Raw genomic sequence first — 23,188 nt, 5'->3', positions numbered from 1 at the left:
GATCAGGCCCAAACCAGATGCTCTACAACTTGGTAGAATCTTATTTTTGCATAATCAATCTCTGAAACTCCATAGGATGTAAAGAATAACTTGACCCATTGCTCGCCGAAGTTTCTGATAATGCTCTTCTCCGCTACTGCCAAATCATAATAACGGTCCGCAATCCCGCAGTTCCCCAGATCAATAAATCCACTTATAGAATCATCAGCAATGATGATGTTTGGCAGGCTGTAGTCACCATGTGTGAATACTAAATCTTCTTTGAGTCCCCGAGAATGATTGTTGACTTCAAGCAGCAACTTTTCAACACTCTCCTCACCAAATCTTCTGTGCAGCTCCGTCGAATCATACTTAATCCCTCCACTCAACTTGTACTGAATAGTGCTCATCAGCTGTTCAAATGAATGATCAAAAGGACAATCTTCAATTGAAACTTCATGAATTCTCCGAAGACCTTGTGCCAATAAAGAGATTATCTCTTCTGTATTTGAAGAATACTGCTTATCGGAAGCTTGAACGCCTGGCAATTCAAGTGTTAATAAATACTCATAATTCCCGATCATACCGAAATCAATAACCTCCGGAACAGGTAACTTATTGTATAACCACAATAACCTATGGGCTTGTCTTTCTAAGGATTCAGCATGTCCTGCTTCCTGGATTTTCAAATATTTATTTACTCCACTTTTACCCTGAATATAATAGGTCTTCGCTGTATTCACCCAAATCAATGAAGCCTCGTCATCTCCAACCAACTCAAGGAATTCAAAGGGTACTGCATCTTTTTCTCCAAAACTCATAATTTCCACCTCTATGGCTTAATCAATATCGTTTCCAAATACATAGCATATTCCTGCAAACTTAGGCAAGCATTGCAGGGTATTTCAATGATAGCTGCTGTATAGTAATTAGTGAAAGGCAGGTGAGTATATGGATTGGTTAAACAGATTTAACAAAGCAATTGATTATATAGAAAGTAACCTTGATAACGAAATTGACTATTCTTATATTGCAAAAATTGCTTGCTGCTCCGAGTTCCATTTTTCACGAATGTTCTCATCTTTAGCCAATGTTACTCTCGCTGAATATGTTCGGCGTAGAAGGCTTACTAAGGCGGCTTTTGAAGTACAGAAACATAGTGCAAAGATTACTGATATTTCTATGAAATACGGATATAGTTCCCCTGATGCATTTACGAGAGCCTTTCGCCAACTGCATGGCGTTACACCTGCTTCCGTTCGTGAAAGCAATGTTCAGTTGAAAGCATATCCTCGCATGTCCTTTCAGATTACCATAAAAGGAGTCTCTGAGATGGAGTATCGAATTGAAAATATTGATTGTAGCCTCCGTTTTGCAGTTAAAAGGGAAACGGTAAAAACTGATGATGCTTTTAATACTGTTCCACAATTGTGGGCCACAGCACAAACAAATGGGTTTCTTCAAAAGCTGATAGACATGTCTTGGGAAAATCCAAAATGCCAACTTGAAGGGTTGCTTGGTATCTTTGGTAAAGATGCAGCAATTAAAGAGGATACCTTTGATTTACTTATGGGGTGTAGATATGACGGAAATATACCGAACGATATGGAAGAACTAACTCTTCCTCCCTCTGTATATGTAGTTTTCCCTAACGATAACGTCAATGCTTGGCAGCGCTTATATACTGAATGGCTTCCTACATCTGGATACGAGCTTGCAAATCTTCCTTGTATAGAGAATTATTTAACTCCAGGAGCTAAAATAGAGCAGGTATTATGTGTTCCCATCATTACCAGGTAGCGAATATTTAATATCACTTTGACCACAGGTTTTATATATCAATATAAATAAAAGCCCATTTCCTTCAAAGAAGTGGGCTTTTGAACAGAACTTCATATATTCTCTTGCTTTAATGCATCAATAATATTCTCCTTTTTTATTTTAGCTCCGGAATAAACAACCGCAGAGCTGACAATGACAAATACACACACAATGACAGACAGAATGCTCATCCAGGGCAGGGTGAACCCATAGCTGAATTTGTTCGCAAATGCTTTATAGATCAGAACCATCACGGCGAAACTGACAGGAAGCCCATACAAGAGCGACTTGACCCCATAAAAAACACTCTCATAGTTCAGCATTTTTGCAAACCCCTTTGGCGTCACGCCTACGGATTTCAGCATCGCAAATTCCCGTTTGCGAAGAGCCAGCCCTGTTGAGATCGTATTAAAGATGTTCGCAACGGAAATCGCAGAGATTAATACGATAAAACCGTAAGAAAAGACGTTCATCAGCAGAATCTGTTGTTCTTCTCTTATTCTGGATTGATTTACATTGTAGACATTCAGATGGGTCTCATTCATCGCTTCAATTTCCTGCTGCGTTTTCAACGGTTCCGTGCTTTTCAAATGGAGGTACATCGAAGCATTAGCCAGCTCCTCGCCGTCTGCCAGCCGATTCATGACGCGTTCCGACACGATCATATTTAACCCGCCTACGCCTAACGGGCTCATCCCCATCGGTGCCTTATCCGTCAATGCGGCAAATATCACTTTATTTGTCTTCGTTTCTTCCCCGCCCGCTTTAAAAAAACTCGTTAGCTCGATATGTTGTCCGATATTCGCATATATGGACTTCGTCTGAATATATTTCCCGGTATCTATATCTTTGTAATGAATCGTATCCATCACGATTGCGGCGGGATGATCCAGATCCGTAAGCTGTTCATAATCTGCGTGAGCCGCTCTGGCATAGGCTTGCAGGCTCAAATCATTCAGTGCATAGAGCTTAATTTCGTAAGGGTATTTCCCGTCTTGCAGCATACTCTTATCCTGCTTAACCTTCTCTTGCAACTCGTCGGCGATGCTTGCTGCATCGACCCAAGCGTTCCTGACTAACTCATGACTCACACTGTATTCCGTGACGCCATCCAGAGATACAAGCGATTGCATCAACTGGTCATCTAGTCTTTCGCCATTACTGGACGACACTTCAATATCGTAATTAATGCCTTCCAGCGACAATGCCAGAGATTGTGTCAGGCCAGTCGTGAAAAACGATATCGTCAAAAACAAAACGATGCTGATGACAAGCGAAAAAAGAATAACATGATATCTTCGTTTGTTCCTTTTTAAGTTTTTCAGCCCGATTTCTGCTTCGATTCCGAAGAGCTTACGAATGATCTCGGGCGTCTTCACTGCATTGGCCGTAAGCTTTACGTCAGTGGTTTGGCGAATCGCGTCCATAGGAGATACCCTGGATGCTTTAACCGCCGGGAGATACACCGAAACGAAAATCGTCAGCATCGAAACAAGACAAGTAATCAAGAGCAATAACGGCGTGACGATAAGCCTCAGCTTTTCACTAGTCCATAATGCCCCTTCAATCATTGTGTTCATGAACGAAAAGGTGATTCCGATTCCGGCAAGACCGCATAAGATACCAATGGGAATGCTGATCAAACCAATGACGATACCTTCAAAAAATACGGAATTTCGCTTCTGCCTTTTCGTCGCCCCCACGCTTGCGAGCATCCCTAGATGGCGGGAACGTTCCGAGACGGATATCGCAAAAGCGTTATAGATGAGTCCAACCGAGCCAATGATAATGGTCCCTATAATGATTGCCGATAAGGAGAACATCATGCTGGATGAGGCCCCGCTGCTGGACAAGCCATAATAACGAAGCAAATCGTTATTATATTGGACAGTGTCAATTTGGTTTTTCTCAGCCAGCTTCTCCGCATGTGCGAACAAGAACGGATTGACCTGCTGCAAGACCACCGACGCATCGACCCGATCGTCCCCCCCGATGATATGATCATCGACATAGCTAATAATCGTATAAGCCGGGGCCCAAGCCGTTTCCGACACCGGGCGTTTAATGAAGCCTACCACCGTATAATCCCTAATTATGCTATGCTGTAATGTCTCGGTCAATGTGCCTTCTTTCCTGCGCAGCGGTTCCGTCTGATCCAGGGGATGATCGCCCCCTTGGTCGAACCGGTCGCCTACGCGAAGCGTTAGACGGTCGCCGATTTCGTACTTCACTTTGCCATTTGTTGCAACAGACTCGGAGATCACAACCTCCTTGTCCGTGTGCGGAAGACGTCCCTTGCTTATTTCTATCTGAAATTGTGTGAACCCTTGCACATCATATTCCTTAATGAACAAGTACGGCTTATTGAAATTTTGTCCCCCTTCTAATGGGGCATACCCAAGGTCTCTTGTGATTGCAACCGTTTTGGTTGCATCATCGCCCTGTATCGCCGCAAGCTGTTTCTTGGTTATATCTTGATACTGAATATGCCAATCCCCTGTATCTATGATAGTTTGTCTAATCATTAAATCCGCAAAGGAAAAAATAAGCGTAATGACAGCGGTCATCATGGATACCGAAATAATTACGCCAAAAATAGTCACAAGTGTTCGTCTCTTGTTCTGCTTCAGATGCCGGATGGTTAATGTATTGACAATATTCATCGCCTGATCACCTCGTTTTTGGCAATCCTCCCATCTTCAATCGAAATGATTCTGTCGGCTTGCAGGGCGATCCGTTCGTCATGCGTGATTACGATCAGTGTCTGATGATAGGTCTTATTCAGCATTTTCAATAAAACGACGATCTCGTTGCTATTCCTGCTGTCCAGATTCCCGGTGGGTTCGTCGGCCAGCATGATCGCAGGATTGCCGATAATCGCCCTGCCAATCGAGACACGCTGCTGCTGTCCACCGGATAGCTGATTCGGCAGATGGTTTAATCGATGCTGCAAATTTAACGTATTCACAAGGTCAGCCAATTGCTTTTGATCTACCTTTTGTTGATCCAGCAAGAGCGGCAGCGTAATATTCTCTTCCACCGTCAGGACGGGAATCAGATTGAAAAACTGGTAGATCAGCCCAATTTGCCTCCGTCTGAAGATGGCCAGCTGCGTTTCGTCCAAGGTATACATATCCGTATCCTGAACATACACTTTCCCGCCAGTCGGTCGATCCACACCGCCCAGCATATGAAGGAGTGTCGATTTCCCCGATCCGGAAGGTCCGATAATGGCGACGAATTCACCTTTTTGGACCGAAAAGGAAACATCATCAAGCGCCTTCACCGCCGATTCGCCTGTGCCGTATATTTTGGACAAATTTTCAATGGTTAAAATCTCCATTGCCACCCCTCCCTCCCTAGATGCTCAATTCCAGGTATACACCATCTCTCTATATCCAACATCCCAAAGGGTTTCATTCCCCTCAATGGTTATCTTAAGCTCATTAGCCCGGGTGAGATGAAGGATCCTATTATCCGGCTCATGGAGCTGATCTTCTGCAGATACAGACAGGAGCTCATTCCCGTCAACGGTAACCTTAAGGCTGCCCTGAAAATCCTTATGATCAGGAATTCCATAATTCAAGCTAAGATACAGTTCTCCCTTATTGTCTAGCGAATACGTATATGTTTCCTTCTTTTTACCTTCGATGCCATACACATTATATTGGGGTGTCACGTCTTGACCGCCAATCTTAAGACGGTCCTGTTTGGTTCCCGTTAATCGATTTCCGGTACTATCTTCCCATTCGTTTATCGCTACAAAAGGGGCCAACTCTTTGGTGAACACTTGATCCACTACTCCTAAGACCCCCCACACGCCGAGCATTAAGACAGCACCGGCAAATCCCGTAGCAGTGATATTTCTCCAGTAGGTTTTTGTACGGAAGCCAATCTTGTACGCCCCGAATCCAATAGCAGCGCCCAATGAGTTCTTTATGACGTCGTTCATGTCAAAGCTGCCGAGGAATGTTAGTGCCTGGATGGTCTCCACCACAAGAATGGATAGGATAAACCCTGTCATGAAACGAACAAAGCTGGTACGGTATAACAGCGGGAACAGTATGCCAAAAGGTATGAAGGCTGCAATATTTCCAATACCCACCAAGTCCATCAGGGTCGGATGCAGGAGATCGGAAAGACCCGGCACCCTAAAAAAATCGTCCGGCAAAAAAATAAAGGTGTACTGACTGGTTTGATCTACCGTATCTGCTCTGCCGAAAGCAAAAAACATAAAATAAAGAATAATCAGGGTGTAGCCTATCGTGATAAAAAAAGTAATCTTGCGCTGCTGCTTCATTTGCATGGTTGTACCTCCATCGTTCATCTGATGAATATCATTTTATCTGTCTAAAATGACTTTACAGTGACGTTGGAGGTGACAGTTCAGTCACTTACGGAGTGCTGTTAAATGACATGCTTATAAAATTTGATCCGAAACTCTGTACCAGTCCCTTTGTCGCTCGTTACATCAATCACGCCGTTCTGGCTTGCAATGATGCTGTGAGCCAACGCAAGCCCTATACCGATGCTTCCTTCATTAGCATTCTTTCCTTTATAAAAACGTTTGAATATATAAGGCAAATCCTCTTTCGGAATGCCCTCTCCGTTGTCAGCAATAACGATTTCCGTAAATAGCACGTTGTCGGAAAATGTGATGGTAATCGCACCGCCCTCAGGTGTATGCTCCACTCCATTTTTCAAAATATTGATAACCGCTTCAGCAGTCCAATGCAAATCACCGTCAAAAGAGACGTTGTCATCCCCTGTGATGGAAACGGTCTGTCCCTTAATATCCATCGGAATCATAACCGGCTCCAGTGCCTTTTGGATTAGGGTTTTCATGTGTATTCGATCTTTTTTGAACGGGATAGTTCCCGTATCCATTTTCGCTAGCTTTAATAAGGATGAAACAAGCCAATCGATCCGTTCAAGCTGAATGCGAATATGATGGGTGAACTCCGTTCTTTTGAGTGGAGGCAGATCAGGGGCGCTTAACAGATCTGCCATGACTGTCATAGAGGTGATCGGTGTTTTGAGTTGATGTGAAATATCGGAGATGGCATCGGTCAGTTGAAGCTTATCCTGCTGCAATAGCGAACGATGCTCGGAGAGCATGCGTGTCACCTTGTAAATATCATTCTTTAAGATGCTAAGCTCGCCTTCTTGATTATCACGGGGGTCAAGGGAGGCCTGGCCTCTGCTAGTCTCCCGCAAATAGACGGACAGCTTCTCTAGCTCGTAATATCTTCGTTTTGTGAATAATACAGCTGTGCCGGTGAGCAGCACGGATACAATAATAACCAGGGCTACGGCGGCAGACGAAATGAAAGCAGCAATGACGGTCGCCGATAAGCTGATCGAGCCCATGACGAGCAATAATATTAGATTTTCCCGATTGCGCAGCATCTAATCACCAACCTTATAGCCTAAACCGCGTACCGTTTTGATCAGAGCCGGCTGCTCCGGATTATCCTCCAGCTTTTCCCTTAGCCTTTTGATATAGACCGTTAACGTGTTGTCATTCACGAAGTCGCCGGCCACGTCCCAGATTTGCTCCAAGAGCTGATTCCTGCTGAGGACCTGTCCAACGTGGTTGCCAAAGATCAGCAATAAGCGGTATTCCAAAGCGGTTAGCGAAACTTCGGAACCGTTCTTATATACTTTGCCTTCCAGCGTATGGATGCGCACATTGTCAATGTCGATGACCGCTCCGGCGTGGGATAGCTTCTGGTATCTCCGCAAGACGGATTTGATCCTGGAGAGAAGCTCGCGAACCCGAAAAGGTTTGGTAATGTAATCATCGGCTCCCATATCGAGCCCCATCACGACATTGACCTCATCATCAATCACCGTTAAGAAAATGACCGGAATATCCCGCCGTTCCTTCACCATCTTGCATAATTCATAGCCCGTTCCGTCTGGAAGCTGTAAATCGAACAGGCACAAAGTGAACTGATCGATGTCTTCGGCAAGCACCTTTCGGGCTGAAGCGGCATTATGGCAGAGAACAGTCCAATAACCCTCTTGCTGCAGCGAATATTCCAGTCCCGAAGCGATCGTCTTATCATCTTCAACTAATAATATTTTCATCTGAAGGTCATCCTTTACACAATCTCTTTATTATAATGCCCTCTTGTGTCGGTTTCCGGATTAAAGACAGCATGATTCATTGAGCCATTTAATTTGCCTGAGGCCATATGAATGACCTCTACAACCTGCTCTTTAGATTCAACGGTGAAGTTTAACCGGAGCGCCTCGATTCCTTTGAGGTTCGGCAGCTCATCTAGCAGATTAAGCGTCTTCCCATTAAGAATAGTCGCTGTACAATCCTCATGGGAAAGGATAGGGAACGTTCCTTGCTCATCTTTTAACTCATAGCTCTTCGTTCTGCAGACTCTGCATTGATTCATTTTTCGCATCGGACAATATTTAGTGAACATCAAAGGAGCCTTGCCATACACAATCATTTCCAGCGCAGGAGAACCGTCATTTTCTTCCACATAAGCATTCATTACATCTTCAATTTGGCTCTTATTCATTTCATAAGATAAAGTGACCCGCTTGGCCCCTAATTTATATAGTTCATAGCAGCTAGTAGCATTAATAACATTTAGAGAATAGTCCGTAACGAACGGATTGGTTTCTCGGTAGTGATGAATTCCGCCATATCCTCCGATCAGCAGCTGCCCTTCTTTTTCCTGATAATCATTCTGATTTCTTCTAACCACATTGTCAAAATAGATCTCCTTAATTCCACAGCTCACGCAGGCATCATACTGTTCCTGATTCGTTACAGAGGCCGTAAGGTATGGCATTACAGGGGCAAAGCTTATTTTTTCTTTTGTAGACACAGCCTTGGTTCTTTTCTGCTGGCTGTTAAGCTTCAAGTCATATAAGCCCAGTACAATCTCTCTTCTTGCTGCATTTAACAGTTTGGCTGGAATAAACGCATTGCCTTCCTCATAATCGACATGATTAAGTTCAAATATTGTATCATTTAATCTGGAGAATTGCTTGATGACCTGGTCTTTGGTGGTTGGATTATTAATGGCTTCGCCCAGTATTTCCTCACTTTCATAGGAATAATTAAAGCCTAAGCCCTCCGCCTCTATGACAAGCTTTGAACCTGGATATGCATATACTCTAAGATCCAGGTCGAACCGCTTAAATTCTTTTTCCAGTGACGCTTCTAATTCCTTGTGGTAGAAATAATCCTTCGTTTTATAGACTACATCTCCCGTAGACATCTTTTCTTTGACTTTGATATAGCAGACATCAGCTGCTGTGTTGATTAAGTCGCCGTCTTTGTTGTATAGCTTGGCAACCGTTAAATTAACATCTTCATTGTTATGGCTTATTCGAATGGTATCATTTTGATTTAAAATACGTGTAAGTGTGATTTCATACCTGTCCTTCTCAATCCTGCTAATGGTTCCAATCTCATAACCAAAGTGATTAGGTCTTGATATGTTTGTAATATTCCTCCGGTCCTCGTGGAACAAATAGCCTTTGGTAAAGGTGCGATTGAATGTCTTCTTCAGATTTTCTTTATCTGCTTCGGTGATTTTATGATCTAAAGCCCTGCGATATTTGGATACCACATTCGCCACATACGTCGGCACTTTCATTCGGCCTTCTATTTTTAAAGAATCGATTTCTTTTAAATCGTCGATATAATCGATGGTGTTCAAGTCCTTAGTAGACAGAATATAGCTTTTGCCTAAAGATGTACCTGTTGTCTGATCAATCAGATCATATTCCTTACGGCAGGAACCCACACATCTTCCGCGATTGGCGCACCGAAAGCCGCTTAGTCCTGACATTAGACAGTTTCCCGAATAAGATACACATAACGCACCGTGAACGAAAATCTCTAAAGGGATGTCAGCTACTCTTTTGATCTCTTTGACTGTTTCAATCTTAACCTCACGGGACAGAACAACCCTTTTAGCACCAAGTTCTTTGAATAATAAAGTTCCGTCTACATCGTCTATTCCCATCTGGGTGGAACAATGTGCTTCCATATCATGAAAGTTTTTAACGATATAATCGAAAGCCGTCAGGTCCTGGACGATAATGCCATCCACACCGATTTCATTTAATTCGCGGATCTGCTGTTTCATCTCTTCCACTTCGTTTTCGAACACGATGGTATTCATGGCAACATAGATTTTAACGTCCCTCAGATGCGCATACGTAACAGCCTCTTTTAACGTTTCCAAGTCAAAATTAGATGAGTATGCGCGCGCACCAAATTTTTGCATGCCTAAGTATACTGCATCACAACCATTAGATATTGCAGCCTTTAAAGCTTCCATATTTCCTGCTGGCGCTAATAATTCAGTCATAAATGATCCTTACCTCCTACTTCAAATAACCGCTCAAAATCAGCACCATTAATCATAGAATATGAACTACACTTAAGCTACGGCAAATAGCACAAGCGAGTGGCTTGTGCATGATTCTTGCGGGGCTTATTTATTGAGCTGCTTGGTTAATTTATAAATTCTTCTACTCTGTCTCTTTTGGTGTACATGTCGTACCAAATATCAGCGATTTTGTCTTGAACTCCTGAATTCGGCTGCATCCAGATTCCGATCGAAAGGTGACCCGCATACACACCTTTGTCCGCTAATTCGCTGTTCAAATTAAAGATATTATTACGAAGTCCTGAGATTGCAATTCCGACATTCCCCATCCTTGGAACTGGGTGGACTGATGCACCTCCAGTTGTAAATAACAGGGCACCGCTTTGCTTATCCAGCATTTCCGGCAACACTTGCCGGACACTGGATAAGTGTTGGCGCTACTGTGTTGATGCAATAAATCCGTACTTCTCTTTAATAGCGGCGAAGGCCCTGATGACCCTTGACGTTCACTTATTTCTTTATACATTTGATGATCATCGTTGGACGACTATTTCTTATTCATATGTTCAATATGGGAAATTGCCCAATCGTTTAACACCTGTAGCACCGTACTCAGACCTTTGCCGTACTCCGAGATCGAATATTCTACCTTCGGAGGAATTTGGTTGTAGACCTCGCGATGAACGATATCGTTATATTCAAGTTCTCTTAGTTGTTGGGTAAGCATCCTCTTGTTTATGTCCGGTATTGCCTTTTGAAGCTCACCGAATCTCATTGTGCCGTTTGAAATAAGCTGAAGCAGGATGACCGCTTTCCATTTCCCCGCTAGAATATCCAGCGCCGATTCAAACTTACAATATGATTTCATTGTCCGCACCACCCTTTGCTTTAATACGGTTACTTTTTGTTTACTATGTTTAGTTAAAGTGCCTACTTCCGTGAGTTCCCTCTTAGGGACTATTATACCTGTAGCGGGCAACGAATAAATACTCAGGAGGAGTCATAGTCATGAATATCGCGTTATGGGTTGTGCAGGTTATTACGGCAATCGGTTTTGTATACTCAGGTGGTTTAAAGGCATTCCAGTATGAGAAAGCTAAAGCGTCCTGGGGATGGGTAAAAGACGTTCCACAAGCGCTTGTGGTTCTTATCGGGCTAGCCGAATTATTGGGGGCACTTGGAATCATATTGCCTTACGCCACCAAAATCGCACCTGTGCTAACGCCAATTGCCGCAACGGGACTGGCCGTGATCGTTCTTTGCGGGGCACTTTTCCATGTTAGCCGTAAGGAATACCGGGAACTCGGAGTGAACATCGTCTTCATCGCGTTAGCTGTAATAATTGCGGTTACCCGCTACAGCACCGCCACTTAGCTTAATAAGAACTCTTTTGTACCTTATCAACGTTAACACCTAGAGGTGAAGTGAGATTATGTTTTTACAAAAAGAAATAGTACATACCAAAAACGATAAATATTTAGCGCTTACTAACCATGTAATTAGAGCTAAGAACCAAATTTCCTGCTCCGCAGCCGCTACAATTATCATCCATAATGACACCATTGTTAATGAAAGCTACTTTGGCTCATATGAGTATAATTCAAAGATACAATCAGTGATGCCCTCAACCCGGTTTAATGTTGCTTCAGTAAGAAAGTCATACATTGGCTTTGCGATCAGCTTGGCCTTATACCAAAATAAACTTTCAAGCATTGATGATTATATTTCAGAATACTTAGAAGATCTAAACCTAGCTGCTGTAGAAGGGGTTAGAATAAGACATTTATTAACACATACTCATGGACTCAAAAATAATCAAGAGAAACTCTTCCCGCCGGGATCGAATTGGAATTATAACAATATAGGAATCAATATGCTCATTAGATTAATACGGAAATTATTTGAAGCGCCCCTGTCAGGGGTCATGCAACAATATGTTTTCAAACCCTGCAATTTCATTGAGACAGGTTGGTGTAAGAATAGAGATGACAATTTAGTATGGTTAAATGAAGAATATGCTGATGACCAAGGGGGAGAAGCTAATCTTTTTGTAAGTGCCCGTGAATTGGCATTGTGGGGTTATCTTCACCTTAACCATGGACTCGTTAATGGACAACAGCTTGTTCCGAAAGAGGTTATAGAACAAGCTACAACTAATCAGAGCCCAGCAAATCTTGATGATACTTTGCCTAGAAATGGCTTCGCATGGTGGATTCAGGATACGCCTAGAGCTATTTCTGAAATAGGAAACACAATCCCACCCGGGTCCTATCAAATGCTGGGACTAACTGGCTGTGCCTGTTTGGTTATTCCTGAACATCGGCTAGTCGCGGTTAGAATGTATAACCAAGTAGGTTCAAATCCACCGGGGTACGACTACTTGGAGGATATTAAAGCTTTTGGAGACAAAGTCTTATCGTGTACTTTGAATTAATTATTAATTCCGCTTATTGCTTTAGCACTAACCCCGCGTTGTACATGCGATGCCGAGACGACGCTATCCAATAGGAACGCGGATGGAGAACCGTATTTCGAATAAGTTGTTCAAGACTTGAGCCAGCCAATTCTTGAATATTACCGCTGACCGTTTCCTCAAAATTACACAACGTTTCTTTCGTATTCATTGCTGAACCCAGCATAGAACAACGCTCAGACTATAAAATAATTCAATTAGTCTATAATAGTTAGGTAAAGGAGTGAAGATTAAATGATAAAATCATTTTTAATGTTGGGTCAATCTAATATGGCAGGCCGTGGATTCTTGCATGAAGTCGACCCTATATATAATGAAAAAATAAAAATGCTGCGTAACGGACAGTGGCAGATGATGACAGAGCCGATTAATTATGACCGTCCGGTTTCCGGTGTAAGCCTGGCGGCGTCTTTCGCCGATGCCTGGTCAAAAGCCAATTCGGATGAAGAAATTGGTTTGATTCCTTGTGCAGAAGGTGGCAGCTCTTTGAATGATTGGCATCCGGAGGGCATCCTTTTTCAGCATGCTTTGTCCGAAGCCCGCTTCGCCTTGCGGTCCAGTCAAATCTGCGGAATTCTTTGGCACCAGGGTGAGAGCGACAGCTATCATTCGCTGCATGAAACGTATTACGAGAAATTAACCCTTATCATCGAGACCCTAAGAAACGAATTGAATCTTGATGAGGTGCCGTTAATCATTGGCGGACTTGGTGATTTCCTTGGGAAGACTGGTTTTGGACAGCAAGCGACAGAGTATAGACAGGTCAATGAACAATTGTTGCGCTTCGCTAACGAACAGCAAAATTGTTATTTTGTAACGGCAGCAGAGTTGACCGCGAATCCTGATGGCATTCATATGAACGCGGTTTCGCAACGCAAATTCGGCTACCGCTATTTCGAAGCTTTTTCGAACAAGTGTCATGTCCTGGAGCCCCTCCAGGGGGAGGAGCAGTCACTGAAAGTGAAGCGCGACTATTCGAAAACAGAACAAATATACCTTCACAGCATGGATTTGGCTTTGGGTAAAATCACTTACGCCGAATTCGAGGCGCAGATGGTGAAGGTTATGCAGCCTTGATTCCTTTAGCTTAACGGGGCTACAGGCAAAAACAAAGGGCGGCCTGTAGGGCCGCCACTGTTGTTTATATTATGAATAGATAGGCTTGATTCATAATGATTCTTTATAATAATTCCTTCAGTACATTTTTAGCCACACGTACCTTCTCCTCGGCGTTCTATAATCGGAATAGCGGGAGATGTTCGCCTTTTCCATCATTGTTGCAAATCGTTTTTCAAACTGTGGTGCATCACGCATCATATACTTGAAATTCATCACCCAGAGCTTCATCAAATAATGCTATTGTAACATACCATCTTTGCTGGGGAACAAGCTGCGCACGTAACAGGTTAGAGCAAAATCCTGTTTTCCAATATATTTTTCAAACTGATATGAGACTTTGAAGGTCCGAACTTTATAAGGTAATCTTGAAATTCGGCAAGTTCCTCAATAGATGCGGTTTGTACCTTAATGAGATAATTGTATTCCCCACTAATGCGAAATAAATCAGTTACTTCCATAGCATTCTTACAAAAATCAGTGATCTCTTGGCAATGTTCTGTTTTTAATAGAATAAAAGTGGTCGTACCCCGATTCAGATCCCGTAAATTAAAAACTGTGTTATACCCAGAAATGATGTTTTTTTCTTCTAACTTGATCATTCTTTCTTTAACGGATGGTTGCGACATCGAAACCTTTTTGCTGATTTGAGAAATGGATATTCGCGCATTGTACTGAAGTAATGCCATGATCTTTTTATCAATGTCATCCATAAGATGTTCCAAATCAAGAACCCCCTGAACCTATTTAATAAAATAAACCCATTTAACTAAAACACCTTGTATTCAATAACCATATTACTATAAAACCCTTATCTTTTGTATGTATCTCACATTTTAATATAACTATAATAAACATATATTATTTAAGGGAGCGATTTTAGATGAGCGTAAAAGGCCTTTCACATGTAGCGATCCAAGCCAGAGATTATAAAGAAACTATTACATTCTATATTGAAGTTCTAGGGTTCAAGTTAGGGCATCATTGGAGTCTACCACTATTTCAAATCAAAGAAGCTTCCATGCTGATTTCACCTGACCAAAGAACCTGCATTGAGATCTTTGATAACGATGCAGTCATCCCAGCTCAAGGGAAGAAAGCATCTTCCGAAGAAGATATAGCTCACGGAGCGTTATTACATTTCGCCTTCTATGTAGATAATGTAGATGAAATGTATCAAAGAGCCCTTGCTCATGGAGCAAAGGCTTTTATAGAACCGGATAACCTTTCTCTCGGCGAACCGCCTCTTCTGATAAAGAACGCGATCATTCACAGTCCCAACGGAGAGATTATCGAATTAATTGAAGATGTTGATTTTGATATGTCCAACAAAAACCAAGTAAATTAAGCTTTTCAGAAAAAACTTGCCCCTACTTATGATACGGTTCACCGGAATGTTCCTTAAACTATGGTGCCTCTACCGGAAATTGTCTACACTCTCATGCAGAAAAGCTTCCAGCTTGCGCGGCCCTCTGCCAAGCAAGCGCTGCACAGTGTCATTTGGACGTTCTGGAACCGCCGTAGCCATGGATTGAATTTCCACCACGTGGTTCGCAAGCCAAGGAGGCATATGCCCGTGTTCGATAAGATTACGGAGTAGCTCTTGGGGTTCCATGTTGATATAACTTATTGGCCGATTAAGCAGGACGGATAGCCGGTCCGCGATCTGAGGATAGCTGAGAATCTCTGAACCCGTAAGCGTATATATTTGGCCTGATACGTCAGGGTTGGTTAGGGCTTCTGCGGCAACATCTGCGATATCCCGGCAGTCAATGAAGTTACACGGTGAATGGCCCATGGAGCCGAAGAAAGCATTTTGGGTTGTAATCGTTGGTGCAAAGCGCATGAGGTTTTGCATGAACGCATAAGGGCGCAACACGGTGTGGGTGAGACCTGATTCCCTCAGCACTTTCTCGATTTCCTGATGCCAGCCCGCGACTGCTACGGGAGCGCTCTGCTCAAAGGCAGGGCTGGATATTTTCACGATGTGCTCGATTCCAGACTCGGCTGCAATCTGAATGATTGAAGTTTCCAATTCGATTTGTCTTGGACTGTTGGACATGGCGAGGAAGAGCTGGCTGGCACCTGTAAAGGCGCGGCGCAGCGATTCGGGGTCAGCAGCGTCTGCCCATGCGACCTCAATAGCCGCCCGGCCTTTTTCTCCGATCTGATGACGCAATTTCTCTGGGTCTCTGCTCAGAGCCCTGACGGGCACGCCAAGATCAACCAATCGTTCCACCAGCGCACTGCCTATCGTACCTGTTGCTCCCATAATAACTATCATTTTTTTCTTCTCCTTTTGGATAAAAAATTATTTGTGACGGCCAGACGCCACCGCCATGTCACTATCGTGCTTGCTATGAATCCGGACAACGGGAAATCGGTCCAGACGCGATCGACCCAGGCCAAGTGATGGCCAGGCATCATAAGTTCTAGTACACCAGATATCACCCATGCCACGCATAGGCCACACAAGGACCCGGCTAATGCGAACCCTCCTAGCACAACCAAGTGAGGTGCACCTATGACCCATCGCATATGGCCCACTCGGCTGCGCAACAAAAGGCCCAGCATCAAGGCCATGAAGGCCGATGCACCGCCGATTGTGGTCAATGCCCCTATCTGAAGCCCCCTATCAGCAGTAACCAATCCCCCAATACCTGCCATGATGGCAGGAGCGACATAGGCCATTACAACTTCACGCCATAGTACAAAGGCCTTTTTTCTGGAACCCACAGTCTTGATACCATGAACATCATCTGTCTGATTCGGGTATTTCATCTGGTTCATTTCGTTGCTCCCTTCTTTCTTAGAGATCATTCAATCAACGATACTTTCAGCGGAATATAATTAGGAACCTAACTATATAGGAGTAAAAATAGGCTAGCATTACTAGCCCATTCTACTCATTACTGATGTTTCACTTTGGTTTCGTGCCTGGTTCGTCCGTAAGTGCAGAGATGCCTTGTGTAACCCGGCCTAGCAAGTCGAGGAATACGCTGCGCTCGTCTATACTGAGTAAGCCCACCGTGGCCTCCAGCCAAGCGAAATGCTCAGGAGCCATTTCACGTAGCTTCTTCGCTCCTTCTTCCGTCAGAATAACCGATCTCTGGCGGCCATCTTTTGAGCTTAAGCGTCTAGATACTAGGCCATCTCGTTCAAGAATGTCGATCAGACCAGTCACTGTAGCACGTGTAACGCCTAGATGCTCTGCTAATTGCGAAGGCAGCTCTTCTCCTTCGTAATCCTCGAGATCTGCCAATACACGATATCGGCCTGTTGATAAGCCGAATCTGGAGAAATGAATCTCCGAGGCCTGACCAAGCTGGGCTCCCGCTGCCATTAGCCTAGATGCGACGAGTATAGCCTGTGCGTCTATGTCTAGGTTATAGCGATCAATCTGACGCTGGGATTGTACAAGGGAGGGAATAGCCTCCATGTCATTTATTTTTCTATTGTTCTTCATACACATAGTATGGCACCTAATTACTTTCGTGTCAACAAGGAGATGCTCCCGCATGTCCCCACTTCAGACCGCCCTGCCGCTATGCCCTATTTAATATATTCCTGGCTGACCAGCAGCGAGTTAATTACTTCTGTCGGTATTACAAATTGAACAGGTCCCATAAATCCCGGAGCAACATCATATTCGTTAAAGGAAATAACCAATTTCCCTTCTGCATTAATGTAGAAGCTCTGAGTCTTCGAAATGCTGTCGAATCCACGTGTCGGATAATCCTCACTTTCGCCCTTTATCCAATAATGCTTATTATCTGGGTCCGCCTTCATTTGCTCGTACATTTGCTCCTTGATATTTTCGCTGATAACAGATACATAACTTCCATCCTTGAAGAGACTTGGCAAAGTGAGCAGCACTTGATTTTTTTTGTCAATCGTATCGTATTTCATCGTTTCATAACCGGATGCCGCCGTTTGCACGACCCAGCGCCGAATAGAGAGAAGCTGATCCGTATCGGTGACAACCTCATACCCGCTGTCTACTCCCATATTGGGTCTGCCCTTGTCCTTCAACTGATCAATCTCGGCCATGAATTCCTTGTACAGCTTTTGATCCTCCGCAATATACTTCTCGTTCAACATATCTTGCAACTTCATATCGGGCATATTCGTAATTGCTGGAACCTTCACATCCGCATGGTAGCCGTCTCCCTCCGCTGTATATTCCGTGAAGGTTACCAGCTTCACCAATGCACCGACAGCCGGCAGCTCTGACATGGATTGTGCAAACGTCGGGCTTATATTCACCCCAGACACGAACAGAGCAATCGCAGCTGCCGCCGAGCCAAGGTACCATTTGATGCTGCGTTTGCGCTGCGGGGCAGGCCGCAGCGATTGTGTGACGAGCGTATCCAATTCAGTGGGGATTTGTATATTCATATAATCTTGCTTGAGCTTTTCCATTTTTTTGTCCATATTAATAGGCCTCCTCTTGCTTCATATTGATGCGAAGAATTTTCAGTGCTTGATATAACCGGGATTTAACGGTGCTTAACGGTATATTGAGAACGAGAGCCACATCCTCCAGCTTCATATCCTCGAAGAACCTCAAAATAATGACTTCCCGATACATCATAGGCAGCTCCTCTAAGGTCTCTGACAGATGCAAATCCTGAATCACATCATGATCATTCACTCCCTGCTGCTCCAGCACCTCATCAGCAACGGGAACGAGCTTTTTTGCTCTCCGCAAATAATCGAGCGCCGTATTGACCACGATGCGGTAAAACCAGCTCTTTATGGATTCTGGCTTTGTCAGCGAATCGCTCTTGGTCAGCGCCTTCTGTATCGCATCCTGTACCACATCCATGGCGTTCTGCGGATGCTTTACATAGCTATAAGCCAATCGGTACACATTCTCCTTGTAATCCCTCATAAATTCTGTCAATATCTTGTGAAATAGCTTGCTATTCATCAATAGGCCTCTCTTCCTTCTTTACTGCGCGCGCATTTCTTTATTTACCGCCTTTCATTATGCAAGACGAATCAGACCGTGAAAAAGTTTGAAGCCATAATTTTCTGCGAATTGCGAAATGCCATAGCCGATGTCGTCAACCATATTTTCAAAGTGAGGATGCAAGAGGTTTGGGGTGAGGGTACAACGTCTTGCGCGTCAGACTCTAAGGAATTCGGTGCATGGGGATCAGAACCTCATGACGGAATGGCACATCCGGTACCGAGGCCTTGGTGTGATGATTTACTGGCTAGAGGTGTATTCAAAACTCGCCATTACTGAAGCACAACACGAGTACAATGAGGTGATCAACAAATTTCCAATATAACCTATACGTTTGCACTTGGTGACAGCGATGCTGGTATCACCCCATTTAATAATGCAGGATTCAATCATATATTATATTTTTTCCTTCTTCAGTCAGTTTTTTCAAAGATGTAAGCATATGATTTATTTCCTCATCGGAATGTCTTTCCCATGAACTTAATTCCGCTACTATTTTCAGAGGCGATTTAGACCTATATGAACGTGTTGGGTTTCCTGGAAATCTTTTATCTGTTAAGTTTGGATCATTCTCGAAATCACCTACGGGCTCCACAATATAAATTCTCTCTTTTGAATTAGATTTTGCTAATTCAGCACCCCATTTAGCAGCGTCTAAGGTTGCAGTAAAATATATATGATTAGATTTTTTATCCTGATAATTGGATACATACAATGGTTCAAGCAAGTCTCCTATCTTCAATGCTGCTTTAGTCCCATGAAAAAACGGACCTGGATCTAAGATGTTTTTTTTGTGGTTCATATAGGCACACCCCTTTTTGTTTTAGACTTTCGTATAAGAGTATACGGCTATAGGGGCGCAAAAAGTAGTCTATAAAATAATTCCAAACCCGGTTAACTACTGCAAAAAGCACAAACCAATGGCTTGCGCTTTTGTTTCTAACGAACTTTTTTGCCCTCGTTAATGGGGAGGGGAAGGAGTTAGAGATGATAACGGACGAGGATATGAAGAGAGTGATGAGACGGGCGGGTGAGGTTTTGGAGGAGTTGTGTTGGAGGGTAGGGATGTAGAGAGAGGTAATCATAGCGAGAAAAATACCTTTTAGCGCTATTGTGAATTTACTTTCCATAAATCAAGAAGAGCCAGACCAGTCACATGTCTGACTCTAACTTTCCGCTTACTACTACTTATGATACGGTTCACCGCGCTGTCTGTAACGGCAAGTTGAGGATCATCCTTTGCAGAATGGTATTCATGATGAATTTAAGTCAATTTCGGCATGCTTGATGTCACGTTCTCAAGGTTTTGTAAGGGCTATTCTAAAACCAAGATCATCTATCTTGAGATCGGGCATGCTTTTCCTTCTGCTGGTAGAACCACAGTTGTTCTCAACTTCAGCCCAGCTACCTCCACGGAAGACTCTATAGTTCCCATATCGTTCAGTATCATATAGATCCCAGCACCATTCCCAAACGTTCCCAATCATATCAAAAAGTCCCCATGGATTAGGACGCAGTTGTCCTACTTGATGAACGGAACCATTGGAGTTTTCTTGATACCATGCAATTTGATCAATGCTTGCATATCTGTATCCCGTAGTTCCCGCTTTGCACGCATATTGCCATTCAGCGTCTGACAGTAATCGAAAGCCATTTGCTGTCTTGTTATATTTCGTGTTCTCACTTTCATTTGTGAATGTGTAGCATTCCGTCCTTCCAAGCATTCTGGACAATTCATTACAAAAGACAAGCGAATCCATCCACGAAACTTCCGTAATTGGAAGGTTATTTACATGCGGTTCCACTTCTTCTTCATACATGACAAAATGATACAACTGCTGGGTTACCGGATACTTCATTACATAGAAAGGTTCAATCGTTTCAGTCCATGTAATAGCTTTTTTATTACTTCCAGGGTCTGATAACGTGTAGTCAGAGCTAAACCATTTATTTGTGTTAATATAATCGCGTAACTCAATGGTCCCCCCTTTTACCGGCACCATCAAATTCATTAAATCCATTAGAAAACGCTCTCTGTCACTTCCGTATTTTTCGATAATCTTATTGACCTCCCTTGCTCATTTATCGCCAGAAAGTTTCTTTTATTAACTGTCTAATTGATTGACCTTATCCACTAGTCGCTATTAAGGCGTTGGTTCCCCCGGCCCCTAATAAGATAGATCTCTTTTCTCATAGCTATAATGGCTCTTACTATGCATGACTTTTTTGACAAACAGCCATACTAACTTGTATAGACTATGAACATCCAAGAGGAGATTACTGATGACTGAACAACAATGGCTGATACCAGCAACGCAGAGATTGGGCTTCAAGCTGGACAAAGGGCAGATCGTCCGAGTGACCGATGTGGAGGGAGAGCAGGTTGCTGATTTTACTGCCTATAATGCCTCTCGCCCCAATGAGCGGATTGATCCCGGCGTAACGATAGATGCTCTTGGGAAGATAAATGTAATGCCAGGAGACATCCTCTATTCCAATCAATATAGACCCTTACTTACAATTATGAAGGACACCGTGGGCCGCCATGATTTCATTAATTCTGCCTGCCGTCCCGAGATGTATGAGGTGTTATATAACAGAAAAGATCACACCAGCTGCTACAACAACCTAAATGAAGCCCTGAAAGAGTTTGGTCTGCCCGCTCCCGATCAGCATTATCCATTCAATCTTTTTATGAATACCGTCATTGAGCCTTCCGGAAAAGTTAGCGTGGAGCGTCCGCTATCTAAAGCAGGTGATTACATTGAATTGCGGGCTGAGATGGACCTTATTATTGCTATATCTGCTTGCCCCTGCTCCGAAAGTGCTTGCAACGGTTACAAATGTACCCCTATTGCGGTGAAGATCCTTTAGAATCCATTAAGCTCGTCTTCTATCTGGCCCACTTTTTGAATAGAATGACTTGTACAAGATACTTCTCATTCAAGGAGCGATGTCCATGAATAGCTTTTTAACCTATATAGTGCTAGGGATTTCTTTATCTGCACCTATGGGCCCCATCAATGTAGCCCAGCTCGATCGGGGAGCGCGGATGGGATTCTTGCAATCCTGGATGATCGGACTGGGCGCCATGTGTGCAGATTTAGTATACATGCTGCTCATCTACTTTGGACTAGCGCACTTCCTTAATACCCCATTCATGAAAACCTTCCTGTGGACTTTCGGCAGCTTTGTTCTTCTTTATACCGGGATTGACACCTTAAAAAACATGAATACCGCTTCCCAAACCGCCTTGCGCGGTGAACAGACAAGCATCAGCGCCTTTCATTCTGGATTTCTGATGGCACTGATGAACCCCCTCAGCATTTTGTTCTGGTTAGGTATTTACGGCTCAATTCTGGCCAAAAGCATGGAGAATCAACAGTTCGATCAAGTGCTGTGGAATAGCATTGGTATTTTTGTTGGCATCTTATTCTGGGATCTGGTAATGGCAATGATATCCAGTTTATTCCATCAGTTTACCGGCCCTGCTGTACTTCGATTCATTTCCCTTGCGGCTGGCATTTGCTTGCTTAGCTTTGGTCTGTATTTCGGATATCAGGCATTTATACAATTGTTCGCCTAATAAGTTCACCTGGCAAGAGTGTTTCTATGCTTTCACCCATCCCCCTTCTAGCGCATAGGATGTTTTGTGCGTAACGAGGAGGGTGTTTTAGGATGGTCTATTTGAAAACAAAGCAATGGCTGGATGAACATATGTCCGAGATACCGGACTGGCAACAGGATGCTTTTCGCCAATTTACAGCTATGATTGCAGATCCCGAAGGGAAATATCCCTGTATTCCGGGAAGGCAGGGTTTTTTGTCTAATCATTTACGTTTTGGATTTGCAACTGATCCACGAAACGAAGCATCAACTTTGGAAGTCGCCGATTTCCTTCGCCAATATGGCGAGTGCTCGCGGGATACCGGCAAATATGCTTCACTTGTTCTCTTTTTCGAAACTCCGGAAGATTTAGCAGAGGGCCGCTCCATTGAGGACAATGAAGCTTTGTTCTGGTCCGTCCTGAGCCGCGTCAGCGCGGTAGATACAGTACCTTGGCCGGATCAGATTTCTACAGACCCCTCGAACCCTTCCTGGGAGTTCTGCTTTGATGGGCAACCATATTTCGCCTTTTGTGCAACCCCGGCACATCAGTTGCGGAGAAGCCGCCATACTCCTTATTTTGTGATTGCCTTTCAGCCTCGATGGGTATTCGAAGATATTAATGATTCTACTGCATTTGGCCGCAATATGAAGAAGCTAATCCGCAAGAAGCTCGCCGACTACGATAGTATTCCCGCGCATCCTTCCCTTAAATGGTATGGGCAGGAGAACAATTTGGAATGGAAGCAATATTTTCTACGCGATGACGAAAGTGCACCCTCTAAATGTCCCTTTACGAATATGAAGAACAAGTTCAAAGGACTAGGAACCAAATTCCACTCTTGA

25 protein-coding genes and 1 pseudogene are annotated in these 23,188 nt (G+C 43.6%); 9 read left to right on the top strand and 17 right to left on the bottom strand.

Going from position 1 to position 23,188, the window contains the following annotated elements:
• Nucleotides 1–2: 2 nt before the first annotated feature.
• A complete protein-coding gene (locus MKY96_RS29260; protein WP_340945929.1) occupies nucleotides 3–800 on the bottom strand; it encodes an APH(3') family aminoglycoside O-phosphotransferase in 798 nt (265 codons plus the stop codon).
• Between the two features lie 130 nt (nucleotides 801–930).
• Between MKY96_RS29260 and MKY96_RS29255 the strand changes: the two genes are divergently transcribed.
• Entirely contained in the window at nucleotides 931–1,779 is an 849-nt protein-coding gene (locus tag MKY96_RS29255) for an AraC family transcriptional regulator (RefSeq protein WP_340945928.1), read from the top strand.
• A 92-nt stretch (nucleotides 1,780–1,871) separates the two neighbouring features.
• Here the strand turns inward: MKY96_RS29255 and MKY96_RS29250 are convergent, their stop codons facing one another.
• From MKY96_RS29250 to MKY96_RS29215, 8 genes are all read right to left on the bottom strand, one after another.
• Nucleotides 1,872–4,463, bottom strand: coding sequence for an ABC transporter permease (locus tag MKY96_RS29250; RefSeq protein ID WP_340945927.1), 2,592 nt, complete (start codon nucleotides 4,461–4,463; stop codon nucleotides 1,872–1,874).
• Complete coding sequence (locus MKY96_RS29245) at nucleotides 4,460–5,143, bottom strand: ABC transporter ATP-binding protein (RefSeq protein WP_340945924.1); 684 nt, start codon at nucleotides 5,141–5,143, stop codon at nucleotides 4,460–4,462. Before MKY96_RS29245 ends, MKY96_RS29250 begins: the two co-directional genes overlap by 4 nt.
• Before the next feature lie 24 nt (nucleotides 5,144–5,167).
• Complete coding sequence (locus tag MKY96_RS29240; RefSeq protein WP_340945923.1) at nucleotides 5,168–6,106, bottom strand: VanZ family protein; 939 nt, start codon at nucleotides 6,104–6,106, stop codon at nucleotides 5,168–5,170.
• 101 nt (nucleotides 6,107–6,207) lie between these two features.
• Nucleotides 6,208–7,209: a sensor histidine kinase gene (locus MKY96_RS29235; RefSeq protein ID WP_340945921.1), complete on the bottom strand. Its 1,002-nt coding sequence runs from the start codon at nucleotides 7,207–7,209 to the stop codon at nucleotides 6,208–6,210.
• The gene (locus MKY96_RS29230) at nucleotides 7,210–7,893 is read right to left on the bottom strand and encodes a response regulator transcription factor (protein WP_340945919.1); all 684 of its coding nucleotides are present in this window, start codon (nucleotides 7,891–7,893) and stop codon (nucleotides 7,210–7,212) included. It lies immediately after the preceding gene.
• 14 nt (nucleotides 7,894–7,907) lie between these two features.
• Complete coding sequence (locus MKY96_RS29225) at nucleotides 7,908–10,151, bottom strand: U32 family peptidase (RefSeq protein WP_340945916.1); 2,244 nt, start codon at nucleotides 10,149–10,151, stop codon at nucleotides 7,908–7,910.
• A gap of 146 nt (nucleotides 10,152–10,297) precedes the next feature.
• On the bottom strand, nucleotides 10,298–10,570 hold the full coding sequence (locus MKY96_RS29220) for a dehydrogenase (protein WP_340945915.1): 273 nt from the start codon (nucleotides 10,568–10,570) through the stop codon (nucleotides 10,298–10,300).
• A 149-nt stretch (nucleotides 10,571–10,719) separates the two neighbouring features.
• The gene (locus tag MKY96_RS29215; RefSeq protein ID WP_340945914.1) at nucleotides 10,720–11,040 is read right to left on the bottom strand and encodes a winged helix-turn-helix transcriptional regulator; all 321 of its coding nucleotides are present in this window, start codon (nucleotides 11,038–11,040) and stop codon (nucleotides 10,720–10,722) included.
• A gap of 140 nt (nucleotides 11,041–11,180) precedes the next feature.
• On the opposite strand from MKY96_RS29215, the gene MKY96_RS29210 reads away from it, so the two are divergent.
• The 3 genes from MKY96_RS29210 (at nucleotide 11,181) to MKY96_RS29200 (ending at nucleotide 13,722) form a co-directional block, all read left to right on the top strand.
• A complete protein-coding gene (locus tag MKY96_RS29210) occupies nucleotides 11,181–11,546 on the top strand; it encodes a DoxX family protein (protein WP_340945912.1) in 366 nt (121 codons plus the stop codon).
• A gap of 58 nt (nucleotides 11,547–11,604) precedes the next feature.
• Nucleotides 11,605–12,606: a serine hydrolase domain-containing protein gene (locus MKY96_RS29205; protein ID WP_340945911.1), complete on the top strand. Its 1,002-nt coding sequence runs from the start codon at nucleotides 11,605–11,607 to the stop codon at nucleotides 12,604–12,606.
• Between the two features lie 273 nt (nucleotides 12,607–12,879).
• On the top strand, nucleotides 12,880–13,722 hold the full coding sequence (locus tag MKY96_RS29200; protein WP_340945909.1) for a sialate O-acetylesterase: 843 nt from the start codon (nucleotides 12,880–12,882) through the stop codon (nucleotides 13,720–13,722).
• A gap of 329 nt (nucleotides 13,723–14,051) precedes the next feature.
• Here the strand turns inward: MKY96_RS29200 and MKY96_RS29195 are convergent, their stop codons facing one another.
• Nucleotides 14,052–14,474: an Lrp/AsnC family transcriptional regulator gene (locus MKY96_RS29195; RefSeq protein ID WP_445671511.1), complete on the bottom strand. Its 423-nt coding sequence runs from the start codon at nucleotides 14,472–14,474 to the stop codon at nucleotides 14,052–14,054.
• A 170-nt stretch (nucleotides 14,475–14,644) separates the two neighbouring features.
• Here MKY96_RS29195 and MKY96_RS29190 point away from each other — a divergent pair, with 170 nt between their 5' ends.
• Entirely contained in the window at nucleotides 14,645–15,109 is a 465-nt protein-coding gene (locus tag MKY96_RS29190) for a VOC family protein (protein ID WP_340945904.1), read from the top strand.
• 69 nt (nucleotides 15,110–15,178) lie between these two features.
• Here the strand turns inward: MKY96_RS29190 and MKY96_RS29185 are convergent, their stop codons facing one another.
• From MKY96_RS29185 to MKY96_RS29165, 5 genes are all read right to left on the bottom strand, one after another.
• Nucleotides 15,179–16,045, bottom strand: coding sequence for an SDR family oxidoreductase (locus MKY96_RS29185; protein ID WP_340945902.1), 867 nt, complete (start codon nucleotides 16,043–16,045; stop codon nucleotides 15,179–15,181).
• On the bottom strand, nucleotides 16,042–16,551 hold the full coding sequence (locus tag MKY96_RS29180) for a hypothetical protein (protein ID WP_340945900.1): 510 nt from the start codon (nucleotides 16,549–16,551) through the stop codon (nucleotides 16,042–16,044). Before MKY96_RS29180 ends, MKY96_RS29185 begins: the two co-directional genes overlap by 4 nt.
• A 130-nt stretch (nucleotides 16,552–16,681) precedes the next feature.
• Nucleotides 16,682–17,227, bottom strand: a complete 546-nt coding sequence (locus MKY96_RS29175; protein ID WP_340945898.1) for a MarR family winged helix-turn-helix transcriptional regulator — start codon at nucleotides 17,225–17,227, stop codon at nucleotides 16,682–16,684.
• Nucleotides 17,228–17,313: 86 nt separating this feature from the next.
• Nucleotides 17,314–18,195, bottom strand: coding sequence for an anti-sigma-V factor rsiV (locus tag MKY96_RS29170; RefSeq protein WP_340945896.1), 882 nt, complete (start codon nucleotides 18,193–18,195; stop codon nucleotides 17,314–17,316).
• 1 nt (nucleotide 18,196) lies between these two features.
• Nucleotides 18,197–18,655: an RNA polymerase sigma factor gene (locus MKY96_RS29165; RefSeq protein ID WP_340945894.1), complete on the bottom strand. Its 459-nt coding sequence runs from the start codon at nucleotides 18,653–18,655 to the stop codon at nucleotides 18,197–18,199.
• 147 nt (nucleotides 18,656–18,802) lie between these two features.
• On the opposite strand from MKY96_RS29165, the pseudogene MKY96_RS29160 reads away from it, so the two are divergent.
• Nucleotides 18,803–18,983 (top strand): annotated as a pseudogene (locus tag MKY96_RS29160) (Tn3 family transposase); the annotation flags it as partial.
• 138 nt (nucleotides 18,984–19,121) lie between these two features.
• Here the strand turns inward: MKY96_RS29160 and arr are convergent.
• Nucleotides 19,122–19,538: an NAD(+)--rifampin ADP-ribosyltransferase gene (gene arr / locus MKY96_RS29155; protein WP_340945891.1), complete on the bottom strand. Its 417-nt coding sequence runs from the start codon at nucleotides 19,536–19,538 to the stop codon at nucleotides 19,122–19,124.
• Nucleotides 19,539–20,034: 496 nt separating this feature from the next.
• Nucleotides 20,035–20,757 carry a formylglycine-generating enzyme family protein gene (locus tag MKY96_RS29150; protein WP_340945889.1) on the bottom strand — a complete coding sequence of 241 codons (723 nt, stop codon included), beginning with the start codon at nucleotides 20,755–20,757 and terminating at the stop codon, nucleotides 20,035–20,037.
• 262 nt (nucleotides 20,758–21,019) lie between these two features.
• On the opposite strand from MKY96_RS29150, the gene MKY96_RS29145 reads away from it, so the two are divergent.
• The 3 genes from MKY96_RS29145 to MKY96_RS29135 all read left to right on the top strand — a co-directional run bounded on the left by MKY96_RS29145 (nucleotide 21,020) and on the right by MKY96_RS29135 (nucleotide 23,188).
• Nucleotides 21,020–21,610: an urea carboxylase-associated family protein gene (locus MKY96_RS29145; RefSeq protein WP_340945886.1), complete on the top strand. Its 591-nt coding sequence runs from the start codon at nucleotides 21,020–21,022 to the stop codon at nucleotides 21,608–21,610.
• An 85-nt stretch (nucleotides 21,611–21,695) separates the two neighbouring features.
• Nucleotides 21,696–22,322 carry a LysE family transporter gene (locus MKY96_RS29140; RefSeq protein ID WP_340945883.1) on the top strand — a complete coding sequence of 209 codons (627 nt, stop codon included), beginning with the start codon at nucleotides 21,696–21,698 and terminating at the stop codon, nucleotides 22,320–22,322.
• Nucleotides 22,323–22,414: 92 nt separating this feature from the next.
• Nucleotides 22,415–23,188 (top strand): YqcI/YcgG family protein, encoded by a 774-nt coding sequence (locus MKY96_RS29135; protein ID WP_340945881.1) that lies wholly within the window; start codon nucleotides 22,415–22,417, stop codon nucleotides 23,186–23,188.

Origin of the sequence: Paenibacillus sp. FSL R7-0302, from assembly GCF_038006885.1 — a bacterium.
In the GTDB taxonomy this organism is placed as follows: Bacteria; Bacillota; Bacilli; order Paenibacillales; family Paenibacillaceae; genus Paenibacillus_AQ.
Note: the sequence above shows the minus strand (reverse complement) of the source record. Positions and strands in the feature narration are given on the sequence as shown.